Source organism: uncultured Sphingorhabdus sp., assembly GCF_937872355.1.
GTDB lineage: Bacteria > Pseudomonadota > Alphaproteobacteria > Sphingomonadales > Sphingomonadaceae > Sphingorhabdus_B.
Genome location: NZ_CALMSV010000114.1, coordinates 1 through 22,896, shown reverse-complemented (window position 1 = coordinate 22,896; position 22,896 = coordinate 1). Strand labels below are relative to the sequence as shown.

Below are 22,896 nucleotides of genomic sequence, written 5' to 3'. Positions count from 1 at the left end.
TCCCGAGGCGGACGAACTGGCGCTTGATGCCTATGGCCGCAATCTGGGCATCGCCTTCCAGCTGGTCGATGATGCCATCGACTATGTCTCCGATGGCGTAACGATGGGCAAGGATGCGGGCGACGATTTCCGCGACGGCAAGGTAACCTTGCCGGTCATCCTCGCCCACAGCCGTGGCGATGCGGAGGAAAAAAGCTTTTGGCACAATGCAATGCTTGGCCACCGAGTCAGCGCCGACGATCTGGCCTATGCCACCAGCCTGCTGCGTAAATATAATGCGATCGACGACACACTCGAACGCGCCCGTCATTATGGTCAGCGAGCGATCGATGCTCTCGGCCCGTTCCCTGCCAGCGCTGCCAAGGATGCCTTGGTCGAGGCGGTGGAGTTTGCCATTGCCCGCGCCTATTAAGGCGGCGTGACCCTTCCTGTCGAAGCTGTACTTTCGGAACTGAAGGCCGCGCTTGTCGCGGGCTCCAATGCTGTGCTCATTGCACCGCCGGGCGCTGGCAAGACGACGATGGTCGCCTCGGCTTTGCTGGGAGAGCCATGGTGCGACGGCCAAATATTGCTTTTGTCTCCGCGCCGCCTCGCTGCACGAGCGGCTGCAGAACGAATTGCCGAATTGTCGGGTCAGCCTGTTGGTGGGTTGGTTGGATATGCGACCCGAATGGATAGCAAACAATCGGCCAAAACTCGCATATTGGTTCTGACCGAAGGCATATTCCGCAATCGCATTCAGGACGATCCCGAGCTTGCGGGGGTCTCGGCGGTGCTGTTCGATGAAGTCCATGAGCGCAGCCTCGACAGCGATTTTGGCTTGGCTTTGGCCCTTGATGCTCAAGGCGGGTTGCGGCCCGATCTGCGACTGGTGGCTATGTCTGCCACGCTCGATGGTGGGCGCTTTGCCAAGTTGATGAATGCGCCGGTCATCGAAAGTGAAGGCAAATCCTGGCCACTCGAATTGCGCCATATCGGGCGCAAGGCCGAGGCACGGATTGAGGATGAAATGGCAGTTGCCATCCGCCGAGCTTTGACCGAGGAGAAGGAAGGCGATGTGCTGGCTTTCCTGCCCGGTGTCGCCGAAATCGAACGGACGGCGGAACGGCTGGAGGGGATGTCTGCTGAAATCCATCGGCTGCATGGCAGTTTGGACCCTGCCGAACAGCGTGCAGCCATTCGTAAAAGCACCAATCGAAAAGTCATCCTCGCCACCTCCATTGCCGAAACCAGCCTGACGATCGACGGCGTCCGCATCGTTGTCGACAGCGGTCTGGCAAGGCGCGCCCGTTATGATCGCGCAGCCGGATCGACCCGGCTGGTCACCGAACGCGCCAGTCAGGCGGCGGTGACGCAAAGGGCAGGGCGTGCCGCAAGGCAGGGGCCGGGCGTCGCCTATCGCTTGTGGGAAGAAGCTGCGACCGCAGGCATGCCGCCATTCGATCCGCCAGAGATATTGGAAGCCGATCTTTCGCCTTTGTTGCTCGATTGCGCGCTGTGGGGTGTTAGCGATCCAGCGTCGCTGCAATGGATCGATCCTCCTCCAAAAGCAGCGATTGACGAAGCGCGCACGCGATTGGCCGAACTGGAGGCAATCGACGGGGACGGACGCCCTACCAAACATGGGCACGCAATTGCGCGCCTGCCGCTGCCACCGCGGATCGCGCATATGCTGGTCACGGCCTCGGGACTGGGGTTCGGCAAACTCGCGGTCGAAGTCGCCGTGTTGCTGTCCGAACGCGGACTTGGCGGCAATGACACCGATCTCGAACGGCGGCTGGAACGCTGGCGCTTCGAGCGCGGCCAAAGGGCAGAGGCGGCGCGGAGATTGGCTATGCGCTGGTCGCAACTTGCCCCCTCGACGTCGAATGACAAATCGGAGGGGAGCGTCGCTATGGCCATCGCCCTCGCTTTCCCGGACCGCATCGCCAAGCGCCGTGACGCCTCGGGCGAAAATTGGTTGAGCGTTGGGGGCAGGGGGTATCGGCTCGATCCTGCACACCCGCTTGCTAAGGAAGAATGGTTGGCGGTTGCCGATATCCAAGGAGCCGCATCGGGCGCGCGGATACTATCGGCAGCAGCAATCGATTTTGCGGAAATCGAGGCGCTCTATGGCAGCCGCATTATTAGCGGCGCTCACGCAAGCTTTGATCCGGCAACCGGCGTTGTGCGTACCGAAAGCGGTCGTCGGCTGGGTGCGATAACGCTATCGAAGGGGCAGGACGCCAAGGCCGATCTGGAAGCTATTGCCGCAGCCTTGCTGGAGGGCGTGCGCGAACATGGGATCGGCCTGCTACCGTGGAGCGATGCCTCGATACGGCTGCGCGAACGGGCGCAATGGGCAGGGGTTACGGGCTTAAGCGACACTGAGCTAGGCGAGACACTCGAGATGTGGCTCGCACCTTTGCTGGGCGGCAAGCGGCGATTGTCCGAAATTGATACTGGTGCATTGCACAATGCGTTGCTTGGACTGCTGGGTTGGGAAAATCAGCAGACTATCGAGCGGCTGGCACCGGCGTACTTCACCTCGCCTGCAGGCACCACCCACGCCATCGACTATGCGGCGGATGGCGGACCGTTGGTCGAATTGCGCGTACAGGCGCTTTTCGGGCTTGCGGAACATCCCACCATCGGAACCGATCGAACTCCACTGGTGCTGTCGCTCACTTCCCCGGCAGGCCGCCCGATCCAGACCACACGAGATTTGCCCGGATTCTGGAAAGGTAGCTGGGCCGATGTTGCCAAGGAAATGCGCGGCCGATACCCCAAGCACAACTGGCCTGACGATCCGACGGCTGCGGTTGCCAGTCTCAAGACCAAAAAGGCGCAATCGCGCACTTGATTGGCGCGCCTAAATCGGCGAAAGGGCCGCTGCAGAAGGGGTAGTTATGACTCAGGCACGGATCGTCCAGAAATCGAAAAATGCGCTGCAATCGGGCCGTTACGGAACCGGACAATGGGTGCTGGAATATAACCCCGTCGACGCGCAGCGCCCTGATCCGCTGATGGGTTGGGCCGGTTCTGCCGATACGCGTCGCCAGTTGAACCTGAAATTTGCGACGCTCGAGGCGGCCAAGGCCTATGCCGACAAAAATGGTATCAGCTACACGGTGATCCCGGCTGCGCCAAAGGTGCTGAAGCTGCAGGCTTACGCCGACAATTTCAGATAAGCTGCGGGCCCAAAAGTATTAGAAGGCGTACATCAACGCCCATGCCTTCACTGCGTTTTTTGTCCAGAAAGCCCTGAAGCGCGCTTAGGGCAACACGGTGCACGATGATGTCTTCTCCGTCCGTACCGCCGCCTTCACCCACCTTGGTCAAACCTGAAGCTCGCACCAGCGTGAAACTTTCGCTGACCATGCCGGGTGACGAATAATATTCGCCGAGCGATTCCAGCTTAGCCGCGCGGTAACCGGTTTCTTCCTCCAATTCGCGGCCTGCCGCCTCCAGCGGGTCTTCGCCTTCGGTTTCGTCGCCGATCAGGCCTGCGGGCAGTTCGATGCAGTTCCTGCCCAGTGGCACGCGATATTGCTCGACCAGCAGGACATGCCCGTCCTCGACCGCTAGGATGACAGCTGCTTTTATCCCGCGCGACCGGCTCACAAATTCCCATTTGCCCTTGCGCTTGGCGGTAACGAATTTGCCCTGCCAGACGATTTCCTCAATCTCACTGTCGCTCATCAGATTTCGATCAGCCTGTCGGGCAATTCATTGGGGTTTTCGCTGCCTTTGGGGAAATGTTCGGCGAGCACTACGCCCATTTGCCGCACCGCTTCGGCCATGCCTTCGCCGGGGCGGCCTTCGCGAAGGTTATCGATCAATGCGATCATGGCATCACCCCAAACTTCGGGCGCTACCTTGCTGGCGATGGCTTCGTCGGCAACGATTTCAGCCCGGTGTTCGCGCATGGAAAGGTAGAGCAGCACGCCGGTGCGTCCGACGGTTTTGCTTTCGGTACCGACCTTGAACAGGTCGATCGCGCGAGCGCGCACGCGGCGCATCTTGATATGCTTGGGCGTCAGCAACAGCCGCAAGGGCATCCATTTCATGAGAAGCCAGGTGCCTAACCATTTGCCACCCATGAACAAGAAAATGAGAGCGAGATATTCACTCGCTGTCCATTCATGTTCCCAACCGCCCAATGCACGGTCGACCAGTCCCAGATAGAAATCGGGGAACACGGCAACGACAGACAGTGCGAGGAAGGCGATCATTGTCGCCCATGACAGCGCGATATCGGCATAATCGTCGGACAGGTCGGTGACGATGGTCACGATTTCACCGCTGGTGTGATGTTCCGCCTCGGCTACCGCCGCAGTCACCAACTGGTGATCGGCTTCGCTGACATGGCTGATCTTGCGCAAAGCCATGCTCACCATCCCCCCGAGGCACCGCCGCCGCCGAAGCTACCGCCGCCGCCGGAGAAGCCTCCGCCGCCAAAGCTGCCACCGCCGAAACCGCCGCTACTGCCGCCGCCCCAGCTAGAGCCGCCACCGCCCCAGATGATCACCGGGCCGCCCCAATGCTTGTCGCGGCCGCGCCGATGCTTTTTGCCGCCGCGCGCAATCGAGATGATGATGGGCAGGATGAAGAAGAGGAATATGAACAGCCAGAAGATGACGAGAAAGACGGCCTCCCCATCGTCGTTCGAGCGTGTTTCGGCCAAAGCGGCTTCTTCGGCTACTTTCGCTGCTTCCTCGGGGGGCAGGGTCAACTGTGTGACGATGCGATCGACGCCGGCATTGATGCCACCGTTGAAATCACCAGCTTTGAAAAAGGGTGTGATGTCGTTGCGGATGATGCTCGACGATAAACCATCGGTGAGCACGGGTTCGAGGCCATAGCCCACCTCAATACGCATCTTGCGCTCATTCGGCGCAACGATCAGGATTGCGCCATTATCCTTTTCGCTCTCGCCCTTGCCATCCTGCCCGATCGCCCATGTCCGGCCAAGCCGATAGCCATAGTCCGAGATCTCGTAACCCTGCAGATCCTTGATCGTAGCAACGACCAGCTGGCGGTTGGACTGCGATTCCAGCCCCGCCAACTTGGCTGTCAACGATGCTTCCTGCTCAGGCGACAGCAAATCTGCCTGATCGACCACGCGGCCGGTCAGTTTCGGAAAATCCTGCGCGGACGCATGATTGCCGATGAAGACGCTTAGCGTCGCGAGGAAAAGGGCAAAGGCCCTGAGCATGTGCTTGGTCCGGTTCAGCGGCGTTACTGCGTTGGTGCCATGTCGAGTTTGGGTGCGACTTCAGCACCCGGCGTCGACGCTTCATAGGGAACCATTGGCTTGGCGCCGTGGATCACTTTCGCGCCGATGATGTCGGGGAAGGTGCGGATTGTCGTGTTATATTGACGCACTGCTTCGTTGTAATCACGCAGCGTGATGCGGATGCGGTTTTCCTGACCTTCCAACTGATCCTGCAATTTCAGGAAGCCTTCCTGGCTTTTCAATTGCGGATATTGTTCGACCGACACCAGTAAGCGCGACAGGCTGCCTGACAGATTATTCTGTGCCGATTGGAAAGCCGCCATCTTTGTTGGATCGCTCAGATCGCCCGGTGCCAGGGTAACCGAAGTTGCTTTGGCGCGCGCCTCGATAACTTCGGTCAGCGTTTTGTTTTCCTGCGCGGCCGCACCTTTGACAACCGCGGCGAGGTTGGGGATCAGATTGCTGCGTTCCTGAAATGCGGCCTGAACATCGGCCCACTCCGCTTTCGCATTTTCTTCGGCGGTCGGCACGCTGTTGATGCCGCAACCGGCCACCGAAACGGCAGCAACAGGTACAAGCAGGAATTTGGCAAGATCGGAACGCATGAGGGTACTCCTTCCCCGGAAAGCCTTTGTGTATTGCAAAGATAGGGCAGCTACAACCGCGTTTCAATCACCGAAAAAGTTACATCTCGGCCTCTCGACACATGTTACAATATGTTTACCATGGATGTAGGTCAAAAAGCCTATGGGGAGACGTCTAATGTTAAGTGAATTCAAAGCTTTCATTGCCCGTGGCAATGTACTCGACCTCGCTGTCGGTGTGATCATTGGTGCTGCATTCGGTAAAATCGTTTCGTCATTGACGGACGATTTGATCATGCCTGTGATTTCGTTGGTAACCGGCGGTGGAACCGACTTTTCGGCGAAATACATCGTTCTGGGCGGTGCGGACAAAGTTCAGGCCGGGATGTCATTGGCTGCGGCGAAAGCGGCGGGTGCAAATGTTTTCGCTTGGGGCAGTTTCATCACCGCGATCATCAACTTCCTGATTCTCGCTTTCGTCATTTTCCTGATCGTGCGTCAGGCCAACAAGGTCATGCCGCCACCGCCAGCCGCCGACGGCCCGAGCGAAGTCGATTTGCTCACCGAAATTCGCGACGAGTTGAAGAAGAAGTAATCGCAGACTAAACTGGCGCAATGAATGCGCCGGAACAAAAAAGGGGCCGCCACCTCGTCCAGCAGAACCATCTGCCGGGGTCGAGGGGCGGCCTTTTTGTTGGCTGGTATGGCAAGGCTTCGGCGCACATTTTCCATGCCATTCTTGACCGGATCGACGCCGGTTTGGCGGAAGGTGCAATCGAAGGGCATTTACCGGATGGGACCAAGCGCTTGCTCGGTCACCGCCTTCCGGGCCCGCAAGCTGTTGTCCATGTTCATCACTGGCGTGCGCTCGTTCGTCTCGTGCGCGGCGGATCTATCGGTTGGTACGAAGGCTGGATGGCGGGGGAATGGTCCAGCCCGGATCTGGTCCCGATTTTCGATCTGTTCATGCGCAATCGCGTTGCCTTGGGCAGCGTCGGGCGGGCGTCGGGCGTCGCCCGCATCGCGGGGCGCATCGCGCAATGGTTTCATCGTAACACCCGCAAGCATGCGCGCGACAATATCGAGGCGCATTACGATCTGGGGAATGATTTCTACGCGTCCTGGCTCGATGCGACGATGACCTATTCCAGCGCCGTTTTTGCGAAACTCCCTCCGGGTGAAGAGACGTTGGAGGCAGCCCAACGGCGCAAGATCGACCTCATTCTCAATCGGCTGAGCTTGAAAGATGGCGATAGGCTGCTCGAAATCGGCTGTGGTTGGGGGATTGGCCGAAGCGGCACTCGAGCGCGCATCGATTGCTTATCACGGGATCAGCCTGTCGCCCGAACAGATCCGCTTTGCCGAAACGCGGCTGGCTGAGAAGCGCGACTGGAAGATCACGCTGACCGACTATCGCGATGTCACCGGCCAATATGATGCCATCGCCAGCGTCGAGATGGTCGAGGCGGTGGGGCAGGAATATTGGCCCGCCTATCTCGATTGCATCGCCCGCTGCCTAAAACCCGGCGGGCGGGCGGCGCTGCAATATATCCGCATCGAGGATGATATTTTCGAGCAATATGCCGACGGTCAGGATTTCATCCAGCGATATATCTTCCCCGGCGGAATGCTGCTTTCCGAGAGTCGTTTCCGCGCACTGGCAGAGGAGCGAGGACTGCGCTGGGAGGATCAGGTCGATTATGGCGAGCATTATGCAGAAACGCTCCGCTTGTGGCGCAAATGCTTTGAGGCTGCCGTAGCGGAAAGGCGCTTGCCTGCAGGATTCGACGAAAAATTCGTTGCGCTTTGGCGTTTTTACCTGATGTATTGTGAGGGCGGGTTCCGTGGAGGCGGAATCAATGTGGCGCAGGTGACCTTGGTCAAAAGCTGAAGCCGTACGGGAGAGGGACAGCATGAAGAAATGGATTATCGGCCTGTTGGTCGTGGCAGCGGCGGTGCTCGGCATCGGCTGGCTAACGATGGACAAGGATATGCGCAATCTGGCGGCAAATCTGCCAACCGATCGCAACGTCCTGTTCTGGTCAATTCCACAACGCGATGCTGCCTTCCGCACGATGGACCGTTTGCCGGTTCTCGCCAAGGCGAACATCATTGAGGCAGGGGGCAAGGTCTTTCCGCTCCCCAAAGGAGCAGAACTGAAGCCGGGTATCGACGTTGATGCCTATATGAAGGCGCAGCGCACCGCGGGCCTCGTCATTGTCCACAATGGCCAAATTCGACTTGAAAAATATGGCCTCGATTTCGATGGCAATGGCAAATGGACCAGCTTTTCGGTTGCCAAGTCGCTGACCTCGACGATGGTCGGTGCGGCAATCAAGGATGGTTATATCAAGAGTCTTGATGACAAGGTGACGCAATACATCCCCGAAATGAAGGGATCGGCCTATGACGATGTCACCATTGCGCAATTGCTGACCATGACCTCGGGCATCAAATGGAATGAAGATTATGAAGATCCCAAATCTGACGTCGCGCGCTTCAACGAGCATAAGGCCGAACCGGGCATCGACGTCACCGTAAGCTATATGCGCAAGCTGCCGCGTGAGGCTCCGGCGGGCACAAAGTGGGTCTACAAGACAGGCGAAACAAATCTCATCGGCGTTCTTGTCAGCAAGGCAACGGGCAAGAAATTGTCCGACTATCTTTCCGAAAAAGTCTGGGCACCGTTCGGCATGGAACAGGACGGAAGCTGGCTGCTCGGATCGACTGGCCATGAAATCAGCGGCTGCTGCATCCAGGCATCGACCCGCGATTACGCCCGCTTCGGGATGTTCATCCTTGGTGGCGGCATGGTCAACGGCAAGGCGATCTTGCCAGATGGCTGGATAGCATCGGCGACCACCAAGCAGGCCGATATTGGCGTGCCCGGCAGAGGCTATGGCTTTCAATGGTGGACCTATGATGATGGCAGCTATGCAGCCCAAGGCATTTTCGGCCAGGGCATTTTCATCGATCCCAAGCGCAAGTTGGTGATCGCGTCAAACGGCAACTGGCCGCGCGCCACCGACCCGGCGGGGCAGGATGGGCGTGAGGCATTCTACAAAGCCGTGCAGAAGGCACTGGACGACGAACTGGCGTCCTTTCCGGAGGATGTGAAATGAGCGGCAAGACAGCATGGATAACCGGCGCATCGTCGGGCATTGGTGAGGGGTTGGCCAAAGAATGGCTGGCACGCGGTGGGCGCTGTGTGCTCTCGGGGCGCAATGTCGCGGCATTGGAGGCAGTGGCTGCCCATGCACCCGACCGCTGTCTGGTGCTGCCATTTGAAAGCACCGACTATGCAGCCATCCCGGCCATGGTGGAAAAGGCTGTAGCTTTTGCAGGTAATGTTGATGTGCTGGTAAACAATGCGGGCATCTCTCAACGCTCGCTTGCCATCGATACCGACATGTCGGTGTATCGGAAGATTGTCGATGTCGATCTGCTTGCACCAATTGCGTTGACGCAGGCCTTGCTGCCGCACCTTCTGGCGCGCGGTTCGGGCGGCATCGTTATGATTTCAAGCGTTGCGGGCAAAGCGGGCGTGCCGATGCGCACAGCCTATTGCGCCGCCAAGCATGGCCTTGTCGGCTATGCGGATTCGTTGCGAAGCGAAATTGCGGGGCAGGGGATCAAGGTGCTCGTTGTGGCCCCGGGTTCAGTGCGCACCAATGTCTCGCGCAATGCCTTGTCGTCTGACGGTTCCGTCCGAGGTGTCAGCGATGCTGCCATCGACAACGGACTTGATCCCGCCGATGTTGCGAAGACGATCTGGGATGCCCTCGAAGTGGGCAAGCGGGAGATTGTAGTGGCTGAAGGCATGGAAGCGGCGATTCCGGTGATGCGCGCGCAAGAGCCCGACAAGCTTTTCGACATGGTTGAGGCGATGGTGGCGCAGGGTTATGCGCAGAAAATGGCGGCTGAGAATAACTGAATCAGTCGCGGGCGGCGCGCAATGCTGCCCCGGCAGCGAAAGGCGATAAGGCTGTCATCGCCAAACTTGTGGCTGCGAGAAGTTGCAACGCGTTGTTGGCTGAATCGTCCAAAGTTCCCGCTCCGAAAATCAGGATCGGAATCGCCAATGGCACCAGCAACAATCCTCCCAGCGCCGATGCGCCGTTGAGGCCAGCGGTCAACGCAGCGATTGTCACGCCTAGACCGGCAAAGGCGGGCAAAGCGAGGGCCAGGCCAATTATCAATGTCTTTGCCTGTGCATCGGGCACGCCGAGCAGGGCGATTGCAACCGGCGTGGCGAGCAGCAACGGGATGCCGAAGCCGACAATGTGGCCTGCAATCTTGGCCGCAGCGATCCATTCATCCGCCCATCCGCGCAGCACCAACTGGTCAAGTACGCCGGATTGGCGGTCGGGCAGCACCAGCCGTTCGATGGGGAGCAGGCTGGCGAGCAATGCCGCTATCCAGAGGATGCTACCCCCCACTCGCGCCAGCAGTACCTTGTCCGGGCCGGTAACAAAAGGAAACAGTGTTGCCACCGCAAGGTAAAACACGATCGGCAGCCACAGCCCGCCGCCTGTCCATGCAATGCGGACCTCGCGCCAGGCTATGTTTGCAAAACCGTTCATGCGGTCAACTCCGCCTTTGGCCGGTCGATAACAAGGCTTCGGGTGACGTTGACGGTCGGTGCGATATGCGACGCAACCAGCGCGATCCCGCCTTTTTCAGTATGGCGGGATAAGGCCGCATCCAGACGGGCGACATTTGCCTGGTCAAGTCCATTATAGGGTTCGTCGAGCAGCCAGATTGGCGCGTCGCTGGCCAACAACCGCGCCAAAGCGCCGCGTCGTTTTTGACCTGCAGATAGTAACCGCACGGGCAAATCCGCCAAACCAATCAGGTCGAGCGTTTCCAGCGCTGCTTCCAGCCTTGCCGGGTCGATGCCGTCAAGGCCTGTCCAGAAACGGATTGCTTTTCCGAGGGGCTGGTCAAGGTCGAGGGCAAGATTGTCATCGCACAGTGCGATCGCGCCGCTGATGCTGACCTCCCCCGACGCGACCGAAAGCAGGCCGGAAAGTGCCCGGAACAGCGTCGACTTGCCGCTGCCATTGGCTCCGCGAACCCAGATCAATTCGCCGCTTTCAACCTCAAGATCGAAATCGCGCAGAATGACCCGACTGCCGCGAATGATCGCGACGCGGTGCAATGCAATGTTTGGCGATGCAGCTTGACTGTCCGGCATGGCGCGACATAGGCACGGCGCGCGTAAAAAGCAAAGGCAGGAGAGTGAGATGGCTGTTCGGGAACTGGACACAGGCGAACGCGAAGCCGCTTTGGTAGGATTGACTGACTGGAGCTATGATAGCGAAGCGCGCGGTATCAGGCGCACATTCCGCTTTTCTGATTTCGCCGAAGCCTTCGGCTTTATGAGCCGGGTGGCGATCCTTGCCGAAAAGGCTGACCACCACCCTGAATGGTTCAACGTCTACAACCGTGTCGAAATATTACTGACCACACATGATGCAGGTGGTTTGTCCGAACGCGACATTTCGTTAGCGACCGCGATTGATGGGTTCGCCTAATACAAGGCGACACATTTAACTTTTCAGTTCTTCACCACCGTCTCGATACCCTGCATCGTCGACAACTGTCTGCGCAAGCGACCCGGGAACCAGCGCGCGGCGAAGGCGAGCTGTTTTGCCAGCTTGTTGACGGGCGTGTGCACCTTGTCCCCGTGTACGGCTTCCCAAGCGGCGGGACCGATGATCGAAACAGGGCTGACTTCTATGCCTGCCTCGAGCAATCGTTCCTTGCCTGTCTGGTTGGAGCTGGGATCGACCGCGCCGATGATGTTGGTGTCGATGAAACCGGGCATCAGTGAGCGGGATTTTATGCCCAGTTCACGCCACTCAATATCGTGCGCTTCAGTGAGGCCGCGTACGGCGAATTTGGTTGCGCTGTAGACGCTAAGACCGGCCGATCCGTAAATCCCGGCTGCTGATGCGGTATTGAGAACACAGCTGTCAGGGGTGGCTTGTAGATAGGGGAAGCAGGCGCGGATTCCGTTGATGACGCCGGTAACATTGATGGCAATCATCCGGTCGATTTCTTCGTCGGTCATATCCTGAATTGGTCCGCCGGTGCCGACGCCGGCGTTGTTGAACAGCACGTCCATCTTGCCGCCGGTGTGTTTCGCGAATTCGGCCACCGCCTCCTTCCATTGCGGGCGGTTGGTCACGTCTAGCTTGTGGATAGACCACTGACCGGCGGGCAGCATATCGGCAGTTTCCTTGAGACCCGCTTCGTTGACATCCGCCAGCCCCACAAACCAGCCCTTACCGGCAAAGTATCGCGAGACTTCACGTCCCAGGCCAGAAGCGGCGCCGGTTACGAAAATGCTTTTGCGGTTGCTGGACATGGCTCGACTCTCCCTCTTATTTGCATTGCTGTAAGCACAGCAAATCACCCGCCGGGTCAACCCTTACTTGCAGCATGCAATGGAGAGCGATAATCAACCGTCACCTATGCAGATGTTTCGCTTATTCATTTCAATCCTGGTTGCAGCATTGTTGGCGACAACGCCGGGACAGGCTCGTGCGGAAGTTGTAGCAACCTTCTACAGCCATGATTTCGGTGACTATTTCCCCCATGCATTCATCCGATTGAAGGGAACGGTCGATGCCACCGGCGAAAAGGTTGACACCAATTACGGCTTCACCGCAGTCAGCGTCTCACCCGCGATCTTGATGGGTTCGGTTAAGGGCATGATTGAGACCAAGGATGCCAAATATGTGTCGCGCAGCAACCCGCATTTCACTTTGCGTTTATCTGACGCTGAATATCGTAAGCTGATCGACCACGTCGAACGCTGGCGCAGCATGCCGGGCAAGAGCTATAGTTTGAACAAGCGCAATTGCGTCCATTTCGTGATGGAAGCAGCGGCGTTGCTCGGTCTGTCGGTGAACCGAAAGAGCAAGTTTTTCAAAAAGCCGAAATCTTTTGTGCTTGAAGTGATGAAGCTCAATCCAGCGTTGAAGCTTTAAAGCCGGAGGGTCTGGCGAAGTACCGGTGCGAAGGCGGCATTGCATAGCTCGCGGCACGAGGTCACTACCCTGACTTATGTTGATACCGGCTGGCTTTATCCTGCTCCTTTGGCTCGCATGGCTGGCTGTGAAAATCGTTCGAAACCGGAAAGCGAAAATTCGGCGGCGCGAAAATAGAGAGTCATCCTCGCGCATAATTGGTCAGGTCAATGACATACTCGAATGGGCCAGCTTGACCGGCAAGGATATGGTAATCCACAGGGGATTACCCGGATATTGCATCCTGATGGTCCATGCCGACTTTCAGGCTCGGCTTGCCGAGCGTGGAAAAATACAATCGGGTCATCCGCAGTTTGAACGGATTGACCGCGCGCTCGAATGGTGGATGCCGCGAGAAACCGGAATGATCGCGCTTGCCGGCGATGCCTTGTGCAGTTTCCATAAGGGGCATCTGGATGATCCCGATATCGACAGCGACCTTATGCCTGTAACGCACAGCGTAGACGATGTCGCCCGATTGCTTGAGGCATTAAACGTCTGGTACGACTATCTTGAACTGCCAGGATCGTTAGATAAGGCCCGCCATCGTAGAGACGCCGCGCCGGTTGCCGAGGTCGTGCAACCGTTGCCACCCCGTGCCGAGCGAGTGTTTGATATCAATCCCGCGAACAAGATGGATCATATCATCGAATATATCGAAGACGGTGACCCAAGAACCTTTGACGATATGTTCTACGGCGATGTCGAACATGCATTTGTGCTGTGGGTCGATCATCGCGAGAGCGACGATGACATCGTTACCCAGTGCGAACATATTCTCCAAACCGGTGAGCTGAAAGGCTGGTTCGATGACGACAGCCTCGACCTGATCATCAGCTATCGGGGAGTCCAGCATCGCGTCAACTATCCCAATGACTATGCGGATCGGGATACGACGCTGATCGCTCTGAACAAAGTGGTGCGACCGGAATTTGAGCTGCGATACTGTACGGCGTCGGATGGCAACGATACAGCAGCATTTCTGGCTTTAACGCGCGCAGAATGGCAAGCATTGGAAGCCCGCTATGGGGAGCGGCTCAATCACTATTTTGAGGTCGTCGATGCCGATTTCAGCAAATTTGGCCGCGAAGCTTAGATAGCCTCAAAACCCGTCGCATAATAGTGCCAGGTAAAGATTGCGGCGGCACCGCGGTGCGGCCGCCAGGCTTCGGCGACTTCGCGCGTCGGCTTTTCGGTAGGCCTCTCATCGAGTAACAGGATGCGCTTCACACCTTCCTGCACCGCCAGATCGCCAGCCGGCCAAATGTCGGGGCGTCCTTCGGCAAAGAGCAGATAGATTTCGGCTGACCAGCGGCCAATGCCTTTGACCTTGGTCAGATAGGCGATTGCCTCCTCATCGTCGTCAGGCAGCGCATCGAGAGGTAGTGCACCGGAAACAACCAGATCGGCAAGACTGCGCGCATAGCCTTGTTTCTGGCGGCTCAGGCCGCAGGCACGCAGGCTGTCGAAATCTTCGGCCAGCAGTTTCTCCGGTGCGCAGTCCTCGCCCAGCTTGGCCGCCAACTTGTTCCACATCGAGGAAGCCGCAGAGACACTCACCTGCTGCCCGACGATCGTTCGCAGCAGCGTCGTATAGCCCCGTTCGCGGATGCGCGGCTCGGGATAGCCAGCTTGCTCCAACGCGATTGCAAAGCGCCTTTCCTTTCCCGCCAGCGTGTCGAGCGAGTGCTTGATCTGTTCGGCAGTCAGCCCCATCAGTTCACCAGCTTCAGTAAGGCCATCGGCGGTCCGAACGTCTTCGGGCCGATATCCCAGCGCAGCACCTGCATGGTACCTTCGTCAATCGGCCCTTCATCGGTATTGTTGGCCATGATCTTCGCATTGGTACGGATTATGAAGGTGCCCTTGACCTCAACCGGTTCGACATTTTTCTTCGCCGATCCCATTCCGGGGATCATCGATCCTGCACCCATTAGCGACATCAACGAGACGTCGGCGTCGTTATGGAATGTCGGCGCCTCGATCCGAACGCGACCATTGTCCCAGCGTGTGACATGGATCATCGGGTTGCCCAGTGCGTAGCGCGGGATAACCGGAAAGGCGAAATCATCTGCCAGACGGCCCTTGGTCGAATAGTCGATCATAAACAGGCCGTTGCCCAAATGCTCCACCTTGTTCCAGGCTGCCAGCCGCTCGACTTCCTTGGTGAAGCGTTCGATGGTCTTCGGGTTGCTGGGGTCGATACCTCCGAGCATGGCAGCGAACATCTTCTTAGCCTGCTCCTTCTCCTTTTTGGAGGCGGCCTGCTGTTCGTCCCAATCCTTTTTCTGCTGCTCGACTTCAGCGGTAGTGCATTCACGCTCGCTATAATCGTCCTCCATCGACTCAACCGCAGCAGCGGCTTCGGCAGCCGCATCTTCAGCCGCTGCTGCTGCATCGGCCTCCACTTCGGCTTCTTGGGTGAAATCCTCTTGTGAGGTTTTCGATGCGGCAGTGCCTGCTGTGTCAGCGGCGATTTCGGCTAATGCGGCATCAGCGGCAGCAGCATCTGCAGCTGCTTTGGCGGCGGCTTTTTCCCGCCGCTTCTCTTTCTTTTGCTCTTCCTCGCTCTTTTCAGCTTCAGGAAGCGGCCCATAGCAGGCTGCTACAAATTCGGCGCTGCCACTTTCGTTGTCGAGCGTTTCGTTGAGCAAATTGGCAAGGCCGACTAGCTGAATTTGCCCTTTATAACTGAAGGCAAATTGGCCGTCGGCCATCACGGTCATTTCCGAATTGAACTCGCCGGGCAACAGCAGGCACCCCGAAAGACTAAGGGGGGCAACAACAGCCAGGCCAAGGGCGGCGATTTTCTTGAAATGCATTCAGGCGACTTTCGATTGGCGCAGGGTCGCGGCGGCATAGAGCGCAATCGCTGCGGCGTTGGAGACGTTCAGGCTTTCCATCTGTTCACTGATTGGCAGCTTTGCCAGCTGGTCGCAATGATCCTCGATATTGGCGCGCATGCCTTCGCCTTCGGCGCCGAGCACCAAAGCATTGCGGCGCGGCGCGAGCGCCTTGTCGAGATTGGTATCGGCATGACCGCTAAGGCCGATGCGCCAATAGCCATGCTCGGCTATTTCTTCCAGCGCGCGGGCGAGGTTAACGACGCGAACCCATGGCACCACCTCCAGCGCGCCGGAGGCCGCTTTTGCCAGTACGCCCGATTCGGGGGGCGCGTGGCGATCCTGCGTCACCACCGCAATCGCATCGAAGGCTGCTGCCGAACGGAAGATTGCGCCGACATTATGTGGATCGGTGACCTGATCGAGGATCAGGATCGGTCGGTCATCCTCTTCATGGGAATCGAGTATATCGGACAGCCAGACGTCCTCCAGCGGGGCGACCTCGGCGACAATCCCTTGGTGCGGCGTATCCTTTGGCACGAAGCGAGCCAGATCGGATCCTTCGCAAAACTGGAAGGGAACACCCTGTGGTACATCGATTTGCGACATCGCTTCGCGTGTGCCCCAGATTTTAAGGACGCGGCGTTCCGGATTTTCAAGCGCGGCGATTACGGCATGGCGCCCCCAGAATTTGGGATTGCCACTGGTTTGGGCCGCACCCCGGCGGCGTTGGCTTTTATGTGAACTCATTTTGCCGCTATTCCATCTCGGCCATTGACAGGCAAGCGGCGTTTCGCCAATAGGCCGCTTCTTCTTCGGGACCGGCCCTTTGCCTCGCGCAACGCCCCGTGGAAAAGTGGACAGGTGGCCGAGTGGTTAAAGGCAGCAGACTGTAAATCTGCCCGGTTTTCCGTACGCTGGTTCGAATCCAGCCCTGTCCACCATTTACTCCTCCCAAGACATCCTCAAAAGTGCTGGAAATCCCAGAAAACCTAGTGTATACTCGCTATGTTCCTCCCCCTGCGTCGCATGATATTTCACTGCATCTCAGGCCTAGTGTGGGGGTAAGTGGGGGGAGGATTTCTTTCCCCCACACTTGGGCCTTCCGATTTAAGGGGGGAGAATGTGGGGGTAAATTCATGGGAAAACTCACAGCGATAGCGGTCAAGGCTCATCTGACGACTCCCGGTACCTATCAGGATGGGGATGGGCTCTTCCTTAAAGTGGACAAGCGGGGAGGGGCTTCCTGGCTTTTGCGCCTCCAGCATGACGGCAAACGGCGGGATATTGGCATAGGCAGCGCCAAACTGGTCACGTTGGCGATAGCGCGGGAAAAGGCGCGAGAATTGCGGACTGCCGTCAAGGTCGAACGGCGCGATGTACTGGCGGAACGCAAGGACGCAAATGCAGCCAAGGTGACGTTCAAAGAAGCAGCGATCCAATATCATGCCGAAAATGAGGGTGGCTGGAAAAGCAAAACCTATGCACGGCAATGGCTGGCCGGCTTGGAAACATATGCCTTCCCCAGACTAGGCAAGGAAGCGACGGGGTCAATAACGGCAGCTGACATCATCGCCACGCTAAGCCCCATTTGGCAAACCATTCCTGATACGGCGCGGCAGGTGCGCAACCGGATTTGCGTCGTCCTTGACTATGCCCATGCCAAGGGCTGGCGCTCCAGCGAAGCGCCAAGCGGTAATGGCAGCCTGAAAGCGGGGCGGGGATTGCCAAGGCAGCAAAAGGAACAAGAACATCGTGAAGCGATGCCCTATGCGCAGATCCCGGCCTTTATCAAAACTTTGCAGCGCAAACCGTCATTCGGACGGCTGGGACTGGAAATGATCATCCTGACCTGTGTGCGCAGTCAGGAGCTGCGTTTTGCAACTTGGGATGAATTCGATCTAGAAAACCGGCTTTGGACCGTTCCTGCCGAACATATGAAACGCAACAAGGCGCATATCGTCCCTTTAAGCGACATGGCACTGGCGGTGTTGGAGCGGGCAGGGGCCTATCGACTGGGTGGGACCAACTTGGTGTTCCCTTGTGTCAACGGCGGGCCAATGAGCGATATGACGCTGTTGAAATGCCTGAGGGACTTGACCCATGGCGATATGGGCCCCGGTGGAAAGCCATTTACCGTGCATGGTTTTCGCTCTTCGCTGACAGATTGGGCAGCGGACCAGACAGAATTTTCCAAAGAGGTGGTCGACAAGGCAAAGGCGCACAAGACACCTGACGCAACGGAAGCCGCCTATCGTCGCACGACCTATCTCGGGACGCCGGACAATCCCGGGCCGAGAGTGCGACTTATGGACGCTTGGGGAGAATATTGTTCTAGCGGCTCGGATTCCAGCGGTCAGTGATTACCTAGGATTTGCCGATGCCGTGGTAGTGGTGGCAATGGCTCACAAGACACCTGATGCGGTGCAAGCCGCCTATCGCCGCACAACTTAACTTGGCACATGGCAACAGCCTGGTGCGCGTGTCCAACTGTTGAATGAGTGGGGGCTGTATCGCACGGGCGAGGCAGCCGACGTCGATTAGTTATCGCAATTGCCATGAGCGCATCGAATTGGCGCAATCGTGAAGCGACATTTAGACCAGCTGCTGCGGCGGCTATGGGCAGGATTGCTCCAGCGGTTCTTCACGATAAGCAGTCGGATTGGCGATCCAGCGGTTGACCGCTGACTCTCGCCAGCCAGCGCCATGAACGCTGATTTTCAATTGGCACGGGAAGGTGCCCTCGGCGATCTTGCGGTACATGGTGGAGCGGGACAGCCCGGTGCGAGCCAGTACGGTTTTAAGGCGGATAATTCTTTCAAGGTCGGACATGGGACGTGCTTCCATTCTTTGGCAGTCGTTGGCACCCCTCTGGACCAACGATTGGCGTTGAAAATCAGTGATGCAAGTGCGTTTTGGGTGCCGGTAAACGCAGGCGCACATTCGGCGGCACTAGGCAGCGAACGGTTACGAACGGTTCGAAACGAATATGGGCGAGTATGGACGGACGGTCTTGGCGAGCCATGGCGAACGACAAATCCAGCCGATGAAACCTTCCCGTGCGCAACTGACGACAATGACGGACGTCGCAGGCGTAAATTCCCGTCGACTAAGGACGAAATCTGCGCCCGATTCGGGCATGCTTATTTCTTTAACTGGTAGCGGTAGGCACCAGTGGCGGCGAAATATTTCGAAGAATACGATATTATTTCCGAAGCCCCCTTGATCATGTTCTGCAAATGTTTCAACACTGGGACAAGAACGGACAGGATGTCCAAATGAGTCCCAGTGGAGAATGCCATGCTCGACCCTCGAACCGAATTTGCAAAACTGCGGGAACGGGCGGGCCTTTCGGTCGAAGAGACGGCGAAACTGTTGCGCGTCACTGAACGTTCGGTCCGTCGTTATGAAACAATGGGTCCGCGTGGCTCAGAGCCTGCTCCTCTTGCGATGGATTTCATGTTACGGATGGCCGCAGCGGGTGTTCCCAAATTGCCGGTTGCCAGAACAGAAACACGTTTCCGTTTCATAGATTTGTTCGCAGGCATCGGCGGTCTGCGCAGACCGTTTGAGGAAATCGGCGGCAAATGTGTTTTTACCGCCGAATGGGACAAATACTCGCGACAGACCTATGCCGCCAACTTCCGGGATAATCCCATTGAGCACGAGTTTGCGGGGGATATTCGCCCTTATGCGGAGGAACCCCGGAAGGTGCCGGAACATGATGTCCTCCTCGCCGGTTTCCCGTGTCAGCCCTTCTCTATTGCGGGCGTATCCAAGAAGAATTCTCTTGGTCGTCCGCATGGTTTCCTGTGCGATACGCAGGGGACGCTGTTTTATGATCTTGCCAAGATCATAGCGCATCACCGCCCCCAAGCGTTCCTGCTTGAGAATGTGAAGAACCTTGAGCGGCATGACGGCGGCCGGACCTTCGCCACAATCATGCATGTATTGACCAATGAGCTTGGCTATCAGGTCGATTATCGCGTGATCAGCTCAGCCCCTTGGGTTCCGCAAAAGCGTGAACGGGTCTTCATAGTCGGATTCCGTGACGGCTCTGCCTTCGATTTTGACAATCTGGAGATTCCGGAAGGACGCATGCCGGTTCTGGGTGACATTCTGGAGCGCAAGGTTGATCCCAAATACACGCTGACCGAGCATCTCTGGAACTATCTGCAGGGCTATAAGGAGAAGCACGCCAAGGCTGGCAACGGCTTTGGCTATTCGGTCTTCGGCCCGAACGATGTGTCGCGGACCCTCTCGGCGCGCTACCACAAGGACGGGTCCGAATGCCTGGTCTTGCAACCTGGCAACCGTCCCCGACGCCTGACCCCGCGCGAATGCGCGAGGCTTATGGGCTTTGAAGAGCCGCAGGGCAGCAAGTTCGTTATCCCTGTCTCGGACACACAGGCCTACCGCCAGTTCGGAAACGCAGTCGTGGTGCCAGTTGTCCGTGCCGTTGCCCGGATCATGGCCCCGCATATCCGCGCTGAAACCGGCAAACGGACGGTTCAGGCAACCGATGTTCGCGAGCCCATGCTGGCGCATGGCTGATATCGTCTCCCCCGAAGTCCGCAGCCGGATGATGGCGGGGATCAGGGGGAAGGACACCAAACCCGAGCTCATTGTCCGGCGCGCATTACACGCGCGCGGATTGCGCTACAGGCTGCATGCGCGGGATTTACCGGGAAAACCTGATCTTGTGTTTCCGAAGTTCCGCGCCGTCATCCTTGTTCATGGCTGCTTCTGGCATGGCCATGAATGCCATCTGTTCCGCTGGCCTGGAAGCAGGGTCGAATTCTGGCAGGCGAAAATCAGCAAGAACCGGTACAATGACCTGATCAACACGCAGAAACTTGCGGAGGCAGGATGGCGCAGGGCTATTGTCTGGGAGTGCGCGCTCAAGGGAAAGCGCAGAATACCGGTCGATACTGTTGCAGATCAGCTTGAAGACTGGCTTCATTCAGGTCTGCACGGTATCGAGATAGTTGCAGCACCTGACTGATCAGTGTCCGGAGACAGAATGCCACAACAGTTTGACATGTTTGAAGAAGATTCGAGCAGTGACTTGCTTGCGGACCTGTTACGGAATTCCGACAGACTTTTTGTGAAAAAGCTGTCCAACAATGACCGGGACTGGGCGCGCTTGTCCAACAAGCACCAAGCAGGTGTCTATGTTCCGCCCCGCGAACGGGACAGCGGCTTTTTCCCGCCATTGGTGGCCAAGGATCGTGACGATCCCGAAGCACGCGAAATACGCGAGACATGGTTTCGAACGGCTTGGCCTCAATTCGGCATCGAAAGAAAGAGCCGACTGGTTCACTATACCAGCAAGGGACCGGAAACGCACATGACAGGCGTTCCCAAACAGGCGTTTTCCGACCTGTCCCCTGCCTCATGGCTCGTCATGGTTCGCGCAGACTGGGACGGCGAACCCGGCTTTGTCTGCCTGAGCATAGACTCGAATTCAGATGAGGCGATCGTTTTGGCTGACACTCTCGGGTTGGATATTACCTTCATTTCCGGCATCCTTGATCCATGCGACATTCTTGCGCGGGAACGTGACCGGATCATGGATTTTGCCGAAGAGGTCGCGCTGGCCTGGCTTGCAGGCAACATTGCCGCCTTTGCGGCTGATCGCGCGAAAATGCCGGTCACCGTGGAACTTGCTGCCATGGCAAGGACCGCGTTTCTGGAACGACACAAGTTAGCAGCACTTGATCCCTTTACCTTGGAGCATCCCGGCGATGCGATACGTGAAATCAGCCGCGTGATCGAATGGGAAATGTTCCGCGAGTTCCAGCGTCGCGAACGGGCCGTCGAATTGGTGCGGGCGGTTCTGGGTGACGATGCCGTCAAAATCGATATGAAGAGTGTGGTCCGGCGACTGGTAGACGCTACCGGCGCAATCGACGCGATCATGCTCTCCGCCAGCCAGCAACGGAAATCACGCGCTGGCTATTCGTTCGAACACCAGATCGAGGCCATGCTGGTCGCTGGCAATGTGCCCTTCGCCAAACAGGTCGTTATGGATGCACGCAAACGACCGGATTTTGTGCTGCCTTCGCTGGTGCATTTGCGGAAACCGCTCGAAGGCGCGGCTCGCGGTCTGATCCTGAGCGCCAAAACAACGCTACGCGAACGCTGGAAACAGGTGCAACGGGAAATGGAAGGAAGCGACCTGTTCCTTGCCACGGTGGATGAGACGATAGCTGCCAACGCCATTGAGGACATGGCATCGCTGGGCATATCACTTGTCGTTCCGGAAGGGCTGAAGAAGTCGAAGGACACGGAATATGTCGGTCACGACAACGTGCTGGACTTTGCGACGTTTTTCAGGGGCGAACTGAGGGGCCGGAGGATGGTGGCTTGGCCCTGAAAATGGTTTAATTTTTGAGGTGTGCGGGGCTGTGGGCGATGGGTTTATAGGGGTCCGGGCATATGTACGTTGCTAGCTCATCCCGCAATTCTCTTATTCACCGCATTCGCATTGTCGGTGAACTGGGCCATGACCACTCCAATTCCGGCCCGAAACGAATCAATCTTGCAGTCAAAGCGCCTTAGATTCTCACATCGATAATATATTGAAATTATATTCATTTTCAGATCAAATTCTATGCAGAAAACTATCTACAAATGCTAAAATATCAGTACATATGAAAAATGTATTGACCATATGTCAGCCATAAAGCAGATATGCGGCGCGAATCGAAAATGAGGGGCGTGCAATGGGCAGGAAGCGAGACAAGTTTGTCGAACTGGCGGAAAAAAGAGTCAATAACGCGATCAAGCAAATCCAGTTGATTGGAAACTTGTCCAACACCGGAAACTATGAGTTCCAAGAGGCTGACTACCAGAGAATCTTCCGCGCTATCGACGCCGAAGTCCGTGAAATGAAGCGAAGGTTTGCGGAAGCGAGTTTGGGCTCGAAAGGCAAGTTCTCACTCAGGGGGGATGTCTGATGTGGCATTTCAGGGAAGCTGCGTATGAGGACACAATCGCAGAATCAAAGCTGGGAGAGTTCTTTTCCGGCAGCCCTAGCCAGGCAATTATTCGCGAGTCTTTCCAAAACTCTCTTGATGCGATTGAAGACCCCAAAAAACCCGTTCGCATCGTGGTGTCGCTCGGGAATGCGAATGCGGAAGAATTTCCCGAGGCGTATGAAGCCCTCAGTGTACACTGGCAAGCTACAGGACGAAAACCTTCGGAATATG

General features: G+C 57.3%; 26 protein-coding genes, 1 tRNA gene and 1 pseudogene. 17 read left to right on the top strand and 11 right to left on the bottom strand.

All coding sequences use genetic code 11. From position 1 onward, the window contains the following. The 3 genes from Q0239_RS06630 to Q0239_RS06620 form a co-directional block, all read left to right on the top strand. Positions 1 to 412, top strand: a 412-nt coding sequence (locus Q0239_RS06630; RefSeq protein WP_298600176.1) for a polyprenyl synthetase family protein, incomplete at its 5' end; no start/stop codon positions are given. 6 nt (positions 413 to 418) lie between these two features. After that, positions 419 to 2,842 (top strand): ATP-dependent helicase HrpB, encoded by a 2,424-nt coding sequence (gene hrpB, locus Q0239_RS06625; RefSeq protein WP_298600173.1) that lies wholly within the window; start codon positions 419 to 421, stop codon positions 2,840 to 2,842. Positions 2,843 to 2,888: 46 nt separating this feature from the next. Next, the gene (locus Q0239_RS06620) at positions 2,889 to 3,170 is read left to right on the top strand and encodes an ETC complex I subunit (RefSeq protein ID WP_115548913.1); all 282 of its coding nucleotides are present in this window, start codon (positions 2,889 to 2,891) and stop codon (positions 3,168 to 3,170) included. Here Q0239_RS06620 and Q0239_RS06615 read toward each other — a convergent pair. Genes Q0239_RS06615 through Q0239_RS06600 form a run of 4 tightly spaced genes read right to left on the bottom strand, consistent with a single transcriptional unit; the run spans position 3,163 to position 5,823 of the window. After that, positions 3,163 to 3,681, bottom strand: coding sequence for an NUDIX hydrolase (locus Q0239_RS06615; protein ID WP_298600166.1), 519 nt, complete (start codon positions 3,679 to 3,681; stop codon positions 3,163 to 3,165). The genes Q0239_RS06620 and Q0239_RS06615 overlap by 8 nt on opposite strands. Then, positions 3,681 to 4,364 carry a hypothetical protein gene (locus tag Q0239_RS06610; RefSeq protein ID WP_298600179.1) on the bottom strand — a complete coding sequence of 228 codons (684 nt, stop codon included), beginning with the start codon at positions 4,362 to 4,364 and terminating at the stop codon, positions 3,681 to 3,683. Before Q0239_RS06610 ends, Q0239_RS06615 begins: the two co-directional genes overlap by 1 nt. An 8-nt stretch (positions 4,365 to 4,372) precedes the next feature. Then, positions 4,373 to 5,197 (bottom strand): TPM domain-containing protein, encoded by an 825-nt coding sequence (locus tag Q0239_RS06605; protein WP_298600164.1) that lies wholly within the window; start codon positions 5,195 to 5,197, stop codon positions 4,373 to 4,375. Positions 5,198 to 5,220: 23 nt separating this feature from the next. Continuing rightward, a complete protein-coding gene (locus Q0239_RS06600; protein WP_298600161.1) occupies positions 5,221 to 5,823 on the bottom strand; it encodes a LemA family protein in 603 nt (200 codons plus the stop codon). A gap of 157 nt (positions 5,824 to 5,980) precedes the next feature. Here Q0239_RS06600 and mscL point away from each other — a divergent pair, with 157 nt between their 5' ends. The 4 genes and pseudogenes from mscL to Q0239_RS06580 all read left to right on the top strand — a co-directional run bounded on the left by mscL (position 5,981) and on the right by Q0239_RS06580 (position 9,736). Beyond that, on the top strand, positions 5,981 to 6,397 hold the full coding sequence (mscL, locus tag Q0239_RS06595) for a large conductance mechanosensitive channel protein MscL (protein ID WP_298600158.1): 417 nt from the start codon (positions 5,981 to 5,983) through the stop codon (positions 6,395 to 6,397). 20 nt (positions 6,398 to 6,417) lie between these two features. Further along, positions 6,418 to 7,693 (top strand): annotated as a pseudogene (locus Q0239_RS06590) (class I SAM-dependent methyltransferase). Positions 7,694 to 7,715: 22 nt separating this feature from the next. After that, positions 7,716 to 8,924, top strand: coding sequence for a serine hydrolase (locus Q0239_RS06585; RefSeq protein ID WP_298600155.1), 1,209 nt, complete (start codon positions 7,716 to 7,718; stop codon positions 8,922 to 8,924). Further along, a complete protein-coding gene (locus tag Q0239_RS06580) occupies positions 8,921 to 9,736 on the top strand; it encodes an SDR family NAD(P)-dependent oxidoreductase (protein ID WP_298600152.1) in 816 nt (271 codons plus the stop codon). The genes Q0239_RS06585 and Q0239_RS06580 overlap by 4 nt, the downstream gene beginning before the upstream one ends. Before the next feature lies 1 nt (position 9,737). Here the strand turns inward: Q0239_RS06580 and Q0239_RS06575 are convergent, their stop codons facing one another. Next, positions 9,738 to 10,385 carry a heme exporter protein CcmB gene (locus Q0239_RS06575; protein WP_298600149.1) on the bottom strand — a complete coding sequence of 216 codons (648 nt, stop codon included), beginning with the start codon at positions 10,383 to 10,385 and terminating at the stop codon, positions 9,738 to 9,740. After that, positions 10,382 to 10,999 (bottom strand): heme ABC exporter ATP-binding protein CcmA, encoded by a 618-nt coding sequence (gene ccmA / locus Q0239_RS06570; protein ID WP_298600146.1) that lies wholly within the window; start codon positions 10,997 to 10,999, stop codon positions 10,382 to 10,384. Before ccmA ends, Q0239_RS06575 begins: the two co-directional genes overlap by 4 nt. A 49-nt stretch (positions 11,000 to 11,048) precedes the next feature. Between ccmA and Q0239_RS06565 the strand changes: the two genes are divergently transcribed. Then, positions 11,049 to 11,339 carry a 4a-hydroxytetrahydrobiopterin dehydratase gene (locus Q0239_RS06565; protein ID WP_298600142.1) on the top strand — a complete coding sequence of 97 codons (291 nt, stop codon included), beginning with the start codon at positions 11,049 to 11,051 and terminating at the stop codon, positions 11,337 to 11,339. A 23-nt stretch (positions 11,340 to 11,362) separates the two neighbouring features. On the opposite strand, the gene Q0239_RS06560 is transcribed toward Q0239_RS06565, so the two are convergent. Continuing rightward, a complete protein-coding gene (locus tag Q0239_RS06560) occupies positions 11,363 to 12,175 on the bottom strand; it encodes an SDR family oxidoreductase (protein WP_298600139.1) in 813 nt (270 codons plus the stop codon). Between the two features lie 112 nt (positions 12,176 to 12,287). Between Q0239_RS06560 and Q0239_RS06555 the strand changes: the two genes are divergently transcribed. Both Q0239_RS06555 and Q0239_RS06550 read left to right on the top strand, forming a co-directional pair. Then, a complete protein-coding gene (locus tag Q0239_RS06555) occupies positions 12,288 to 12,800 on the top strand; it encodes a hypothetical protein (RefSeq protein ID WP_298600136.1) in 513 nt (170 codons plus the stop codon). Positions 12,801 to 12,876: 76 nt separating this feature from the next. Next, the gene (locus Q0239_RS06550; protein WP_298600133.1) at positions 12,877 to 13,935 is read left to right on the top strand and encodes a hypothetical protein; all 1,059 of its coding nucleotides are present in this window, start codon (positions 12,877 to 12,879) and stop codon (positions 13,933 to 13,935) included. On the opposite strand, the gene Q0239_RS06545 is transcribed toward Q0239_RS06550, so the two are convergent. The 3 genes from Q0239_RS06545 to rlmB are packed head-to-tail and all read right to left on the bottom strand — an operon-like array spanning position 13,932 to position 16,432. After that, the gene (locus tag Q0239_RS06545; protein ID WP_298600130.1) at positions 13,932 to 14,555 is read right to left on the bottom strand and encodes a DNA-3-methyladenine glycosylase 2 family protein; all 624 of its coding nucleotides are present in this window, start codon (positions 14,553 to 14,555) and stop codon (positions 13,932 to 13,934) included. The genes Q0239_RS06550 and Q0239_RS06545 overlap by 4 nt on opposite strands. Further along, complete coding sequence (locus Q0239_RS06540) at positions 14,555 to 15,661, bottom strand: hypothetical protein (RefSeq protein ID WP_298600127.1); 1,107 nt, start codon at positions 15,659 to 15,661, stop codon at positions 14,555 to 14,557. The genes Q0239_RS06545 and Q0239_RS06540 overlap by 1 nt, the downstream gene beginning before the upstream one ends. Then, a complete protein-coding gene (gene rlmB, locus Q0239_RS06535; RefSeq protein ID WP_298600124.1) occupies positions 15,662 to 16,432 on the bottom strand; it encodes a 23S rRNA (guanosine(2251)-2'-O)-methyltransferase RlmB in 771 nt (256 codons plus the stop codon). It abuts the gene before it with no gap. A gap of 108 nt (positions 16,433 to 16,540) precedes the next feature. On the opposite strand from rlmB, the gene Q0239_RS06530 reads away from it, so the two are divergent. Beyond that, positions 16,541 to 16,626, top strand: a tRNA-Tyr gene (locus Q0239_RS06530). A gap of 195 nt (positions 16,627 to 16,821) precedes the next feature. Continuing rightward, a complete protein-coding gene (locus Q0239_RS06525) occupies positions 16,822 to 18,045 on the top strand; it encodes a site-specific integrase (RefSeq protein ID WP_298600121.1) in 1,224 nt (407 codons plus the stop codon). A gap of 253 nt (positions 18,046 to 18,298) precedes the next feature. On the opposite strand, the gene Q0239_RS06520 is transcribed toward Q0239_RS06525, so the two are convergent. Further along, entirely contained in the window at positions 18,299 to 18,514 is a 216-nt protein-coding gene (locus tag Q0239_RS06520; RefSeq protein ID WP_298600118.1) for an AlpA family transcriptional regulator, read from the bottom strand. A gap of 468 nt (positions 18,515 to 18,982) precedes the next feature. Here Q0239_RS06520 and dcm point away from each other — a divergent pair, with 468 nt between their 5' ends. The 5 genes from dcm to Q0239_RS06495 all read left to right on the top strand — a co-directional run. Further along, complete coding sequence (gene dcm, locus Q0239_RS06515; RefSeq protein WP_298600115.1) at positions 18,983 to 20,236, top strand: DNA (cytosine-5-)-methyltransferase; 1,254 nt, start codon at positions 18,983 to 18,985, stop codon at positions 20,234 to 20,236. Next, a complete protein-coding gene (locus Q0239_RS06510; protein ID WP_298600113.1) occupies positions 20,229 to 20,687 on the top strand; it encodes a very short patch repair endonuclease in 459 nt (152 codons plus the stop codon). Before dcm ends, Q0239_RS06510 begins: the two co-directional genes overlap by 8 nt. Before the next feature lie 102 nt (positions 20,688 to 20,789). Beyond that, entirely contained in the window at positions 20,790 to 22,061 is a 1,272-nt protein-coding gene (locus Q0239_RS06505) for a type II restriction endonuclease (protein WP_298600109.1), read from the top strand. Between the two features lie 349 nt (positions 22,062 to 22,410). Next, positions 22,411 to 22,644, top strand: a complete 234-nt coding sequence (locus Q0239_RS06500) for a hypothetical protein (RefSeq protein WP_298600105.1) — start codon at positions 22,411 to 22,413, stop codon at positions 22,642 to 22,644. Continuing rightward, a partial coding sequence (locus Q0239_RS06495) for a hypothetical protein (protein ID WP_298600102.1) occupies positions 22,644 to 22,896 on the top strand: 253 nt, incomplete at its 3' end. The genes Q0239_RS06500 and Q0239_RS06495, both read left to right, overlap by 1 nt.

Excerpts from the sequence above, each read along its gene's own strand:
- Q0239_RS06620 (WP_115548913.1), top strand. The coding sequence starts at position 2,889 with ATGACTCAGGCACGGATCGTCCAGAAATCGAAAAATGCGCTGCAATCG.
- Q0239_RS06615 (WP_298600166.1), bottom strand. The coding sequence starts at position 3,681 with ATGAGCGACAGTGAGATTGAGGAAATCGTCTGGCAGGGCAAATTCGTT.
- Q0239_RS06605 (WP_298600164.1), bottom strand. The coding sequence starts at position 5,197 with ATGCTCAGGGCCTTTGCCCTTTTCCTCGCGACGCTAAGCGTCTTCATC.
- Q0239_RS06600 (WP_298600161.1), bottom strand. The coding sequence starts at position 5,823 with ATGCGTTCCGATCTTGCCAAATTCCTGCTTGTACCTGTTGCTGCCGTT.
- mscL (WP_298600158.1), top strand. The coding sequence starts at position 5,981 with ATGTTAAGTGAATTCAAAGCTTTCATTGCCCGTGGCAATGTACTCGAC.
- Q0239_RS06585 (WP_298600155.1), top strand. The coding sequence starts at position 7,716 with ATGAAGAAATGGATTATCGGCCTGTTGGTCGTGGCAGCGGCGGTGCTC.
- Q0239_RS06580 (WP_298600152.1), top strand. The coding sequence starts at position 8,921 with ATGAGCGGCAAGACAGCATGGATAACCGGCGCATCGTCGGGCATTGGT.
- Q0239_RS06575 (WP_298600149.1), bottom strand. The coding sequence starts at position 10,385 with ATGAACGGTTTTGCAAACATAGCCTGGCGCGAGGTCCGCATTGCATGG.
- ccmA (WP_298600146.1), bottom strand. The coding sequence starts at position 10,999 with ATGCCGGACAGTCAAGCTGCATCGCCAAACATTGCATTGCACCGCGTC.
- Q0239_RS06565 (WP_298600142.1), top strand. The coding sequence starts at position 11,049 with ATGGCTGTTCGGGAACTGGACACAGGCGAACGCGAAGCCGCTTTGGTA.
- Q0239_RS06560 (WP_298600139.1), bottom strand. The coding sequence starts at position 12,175 with ATGTCCAGCAACCGCAAAAGCATTTTCGTAACCGGCGCCGCTTCTGGC.
- Q0239_RS06555 (WP_298600136.1), top strand. The coding sequence starts at position 12,288 with ATGTTTCGCTTATTCATTTCAATCCTGGTTGCAGCATTGTTGGCGACA.
- Q0239_RS06550 (WP_298600133.1), top strand. The coding sequence starts at position 12,877 with ATGTTGATACCGGCTGGCTTTATCCTGCTCCTTTGGCTCGCATGGCTG.
- Q0239_RS06545 (WP_298600130.1), bottom strand. The coding sequence starts at position 14,555 with ATGGGGCTGACTGCCGAACAGATCAAGCACTCGCTCGACACGCTGGCG.
- Q0239_RS06540 (WP_298600127.1), bottom strand. The coding sequence starts at position 15,661 with ATGCATTTCAAGAAAATCGCCGCCCTTGGCCTGGCTGTTGTTGCCCCC.
- rlmB (WP_298600124.1), bottom strand. The coding sequence starts at position 16,432 with ATGAGTTCACATAAAAGCCAACGCCGCCGGGGTGCGGCCCAAACCAGT.
- Q0239_RS06525 (WP_298600121.1), top strand. The coding sequence starts at position 16,822 with ATGGGAAAACTCACAGCGATAGCGGTCAAGGCTCATCTGACGACTCCC.
- Q0239_RS06520 (WP_298600118.1), bottom strand. The coding sequence starts at position 18,514 with ATGTCCGACCTTGAAAGAATTATCCGCCTTAAAACCGTACTGGCTCGC.
- dcm (WP_298600115.1), top strand. The coding sequence starts at position 18,983 with ATGCTCGACCCTCGAACCGAATTTGCAAAACTGCGGGAACGGGCGGGC.
- Q0239_RS06510 (WP_298600113.1), top strand. The coding sequence starts at position 20,229 with ATGGCTGATATCGTCTCCCCCGAAGTCCGCAGCCGGATGATGGCGGGG.
- Q0239_RS06500 (WP_298600105.1), top strand. The coding sequence starts at position 22,411 with ATGGGCAGGAAGCGAGACAAGTTTGTCGAACTGGCGGAAAAAAGAGTC.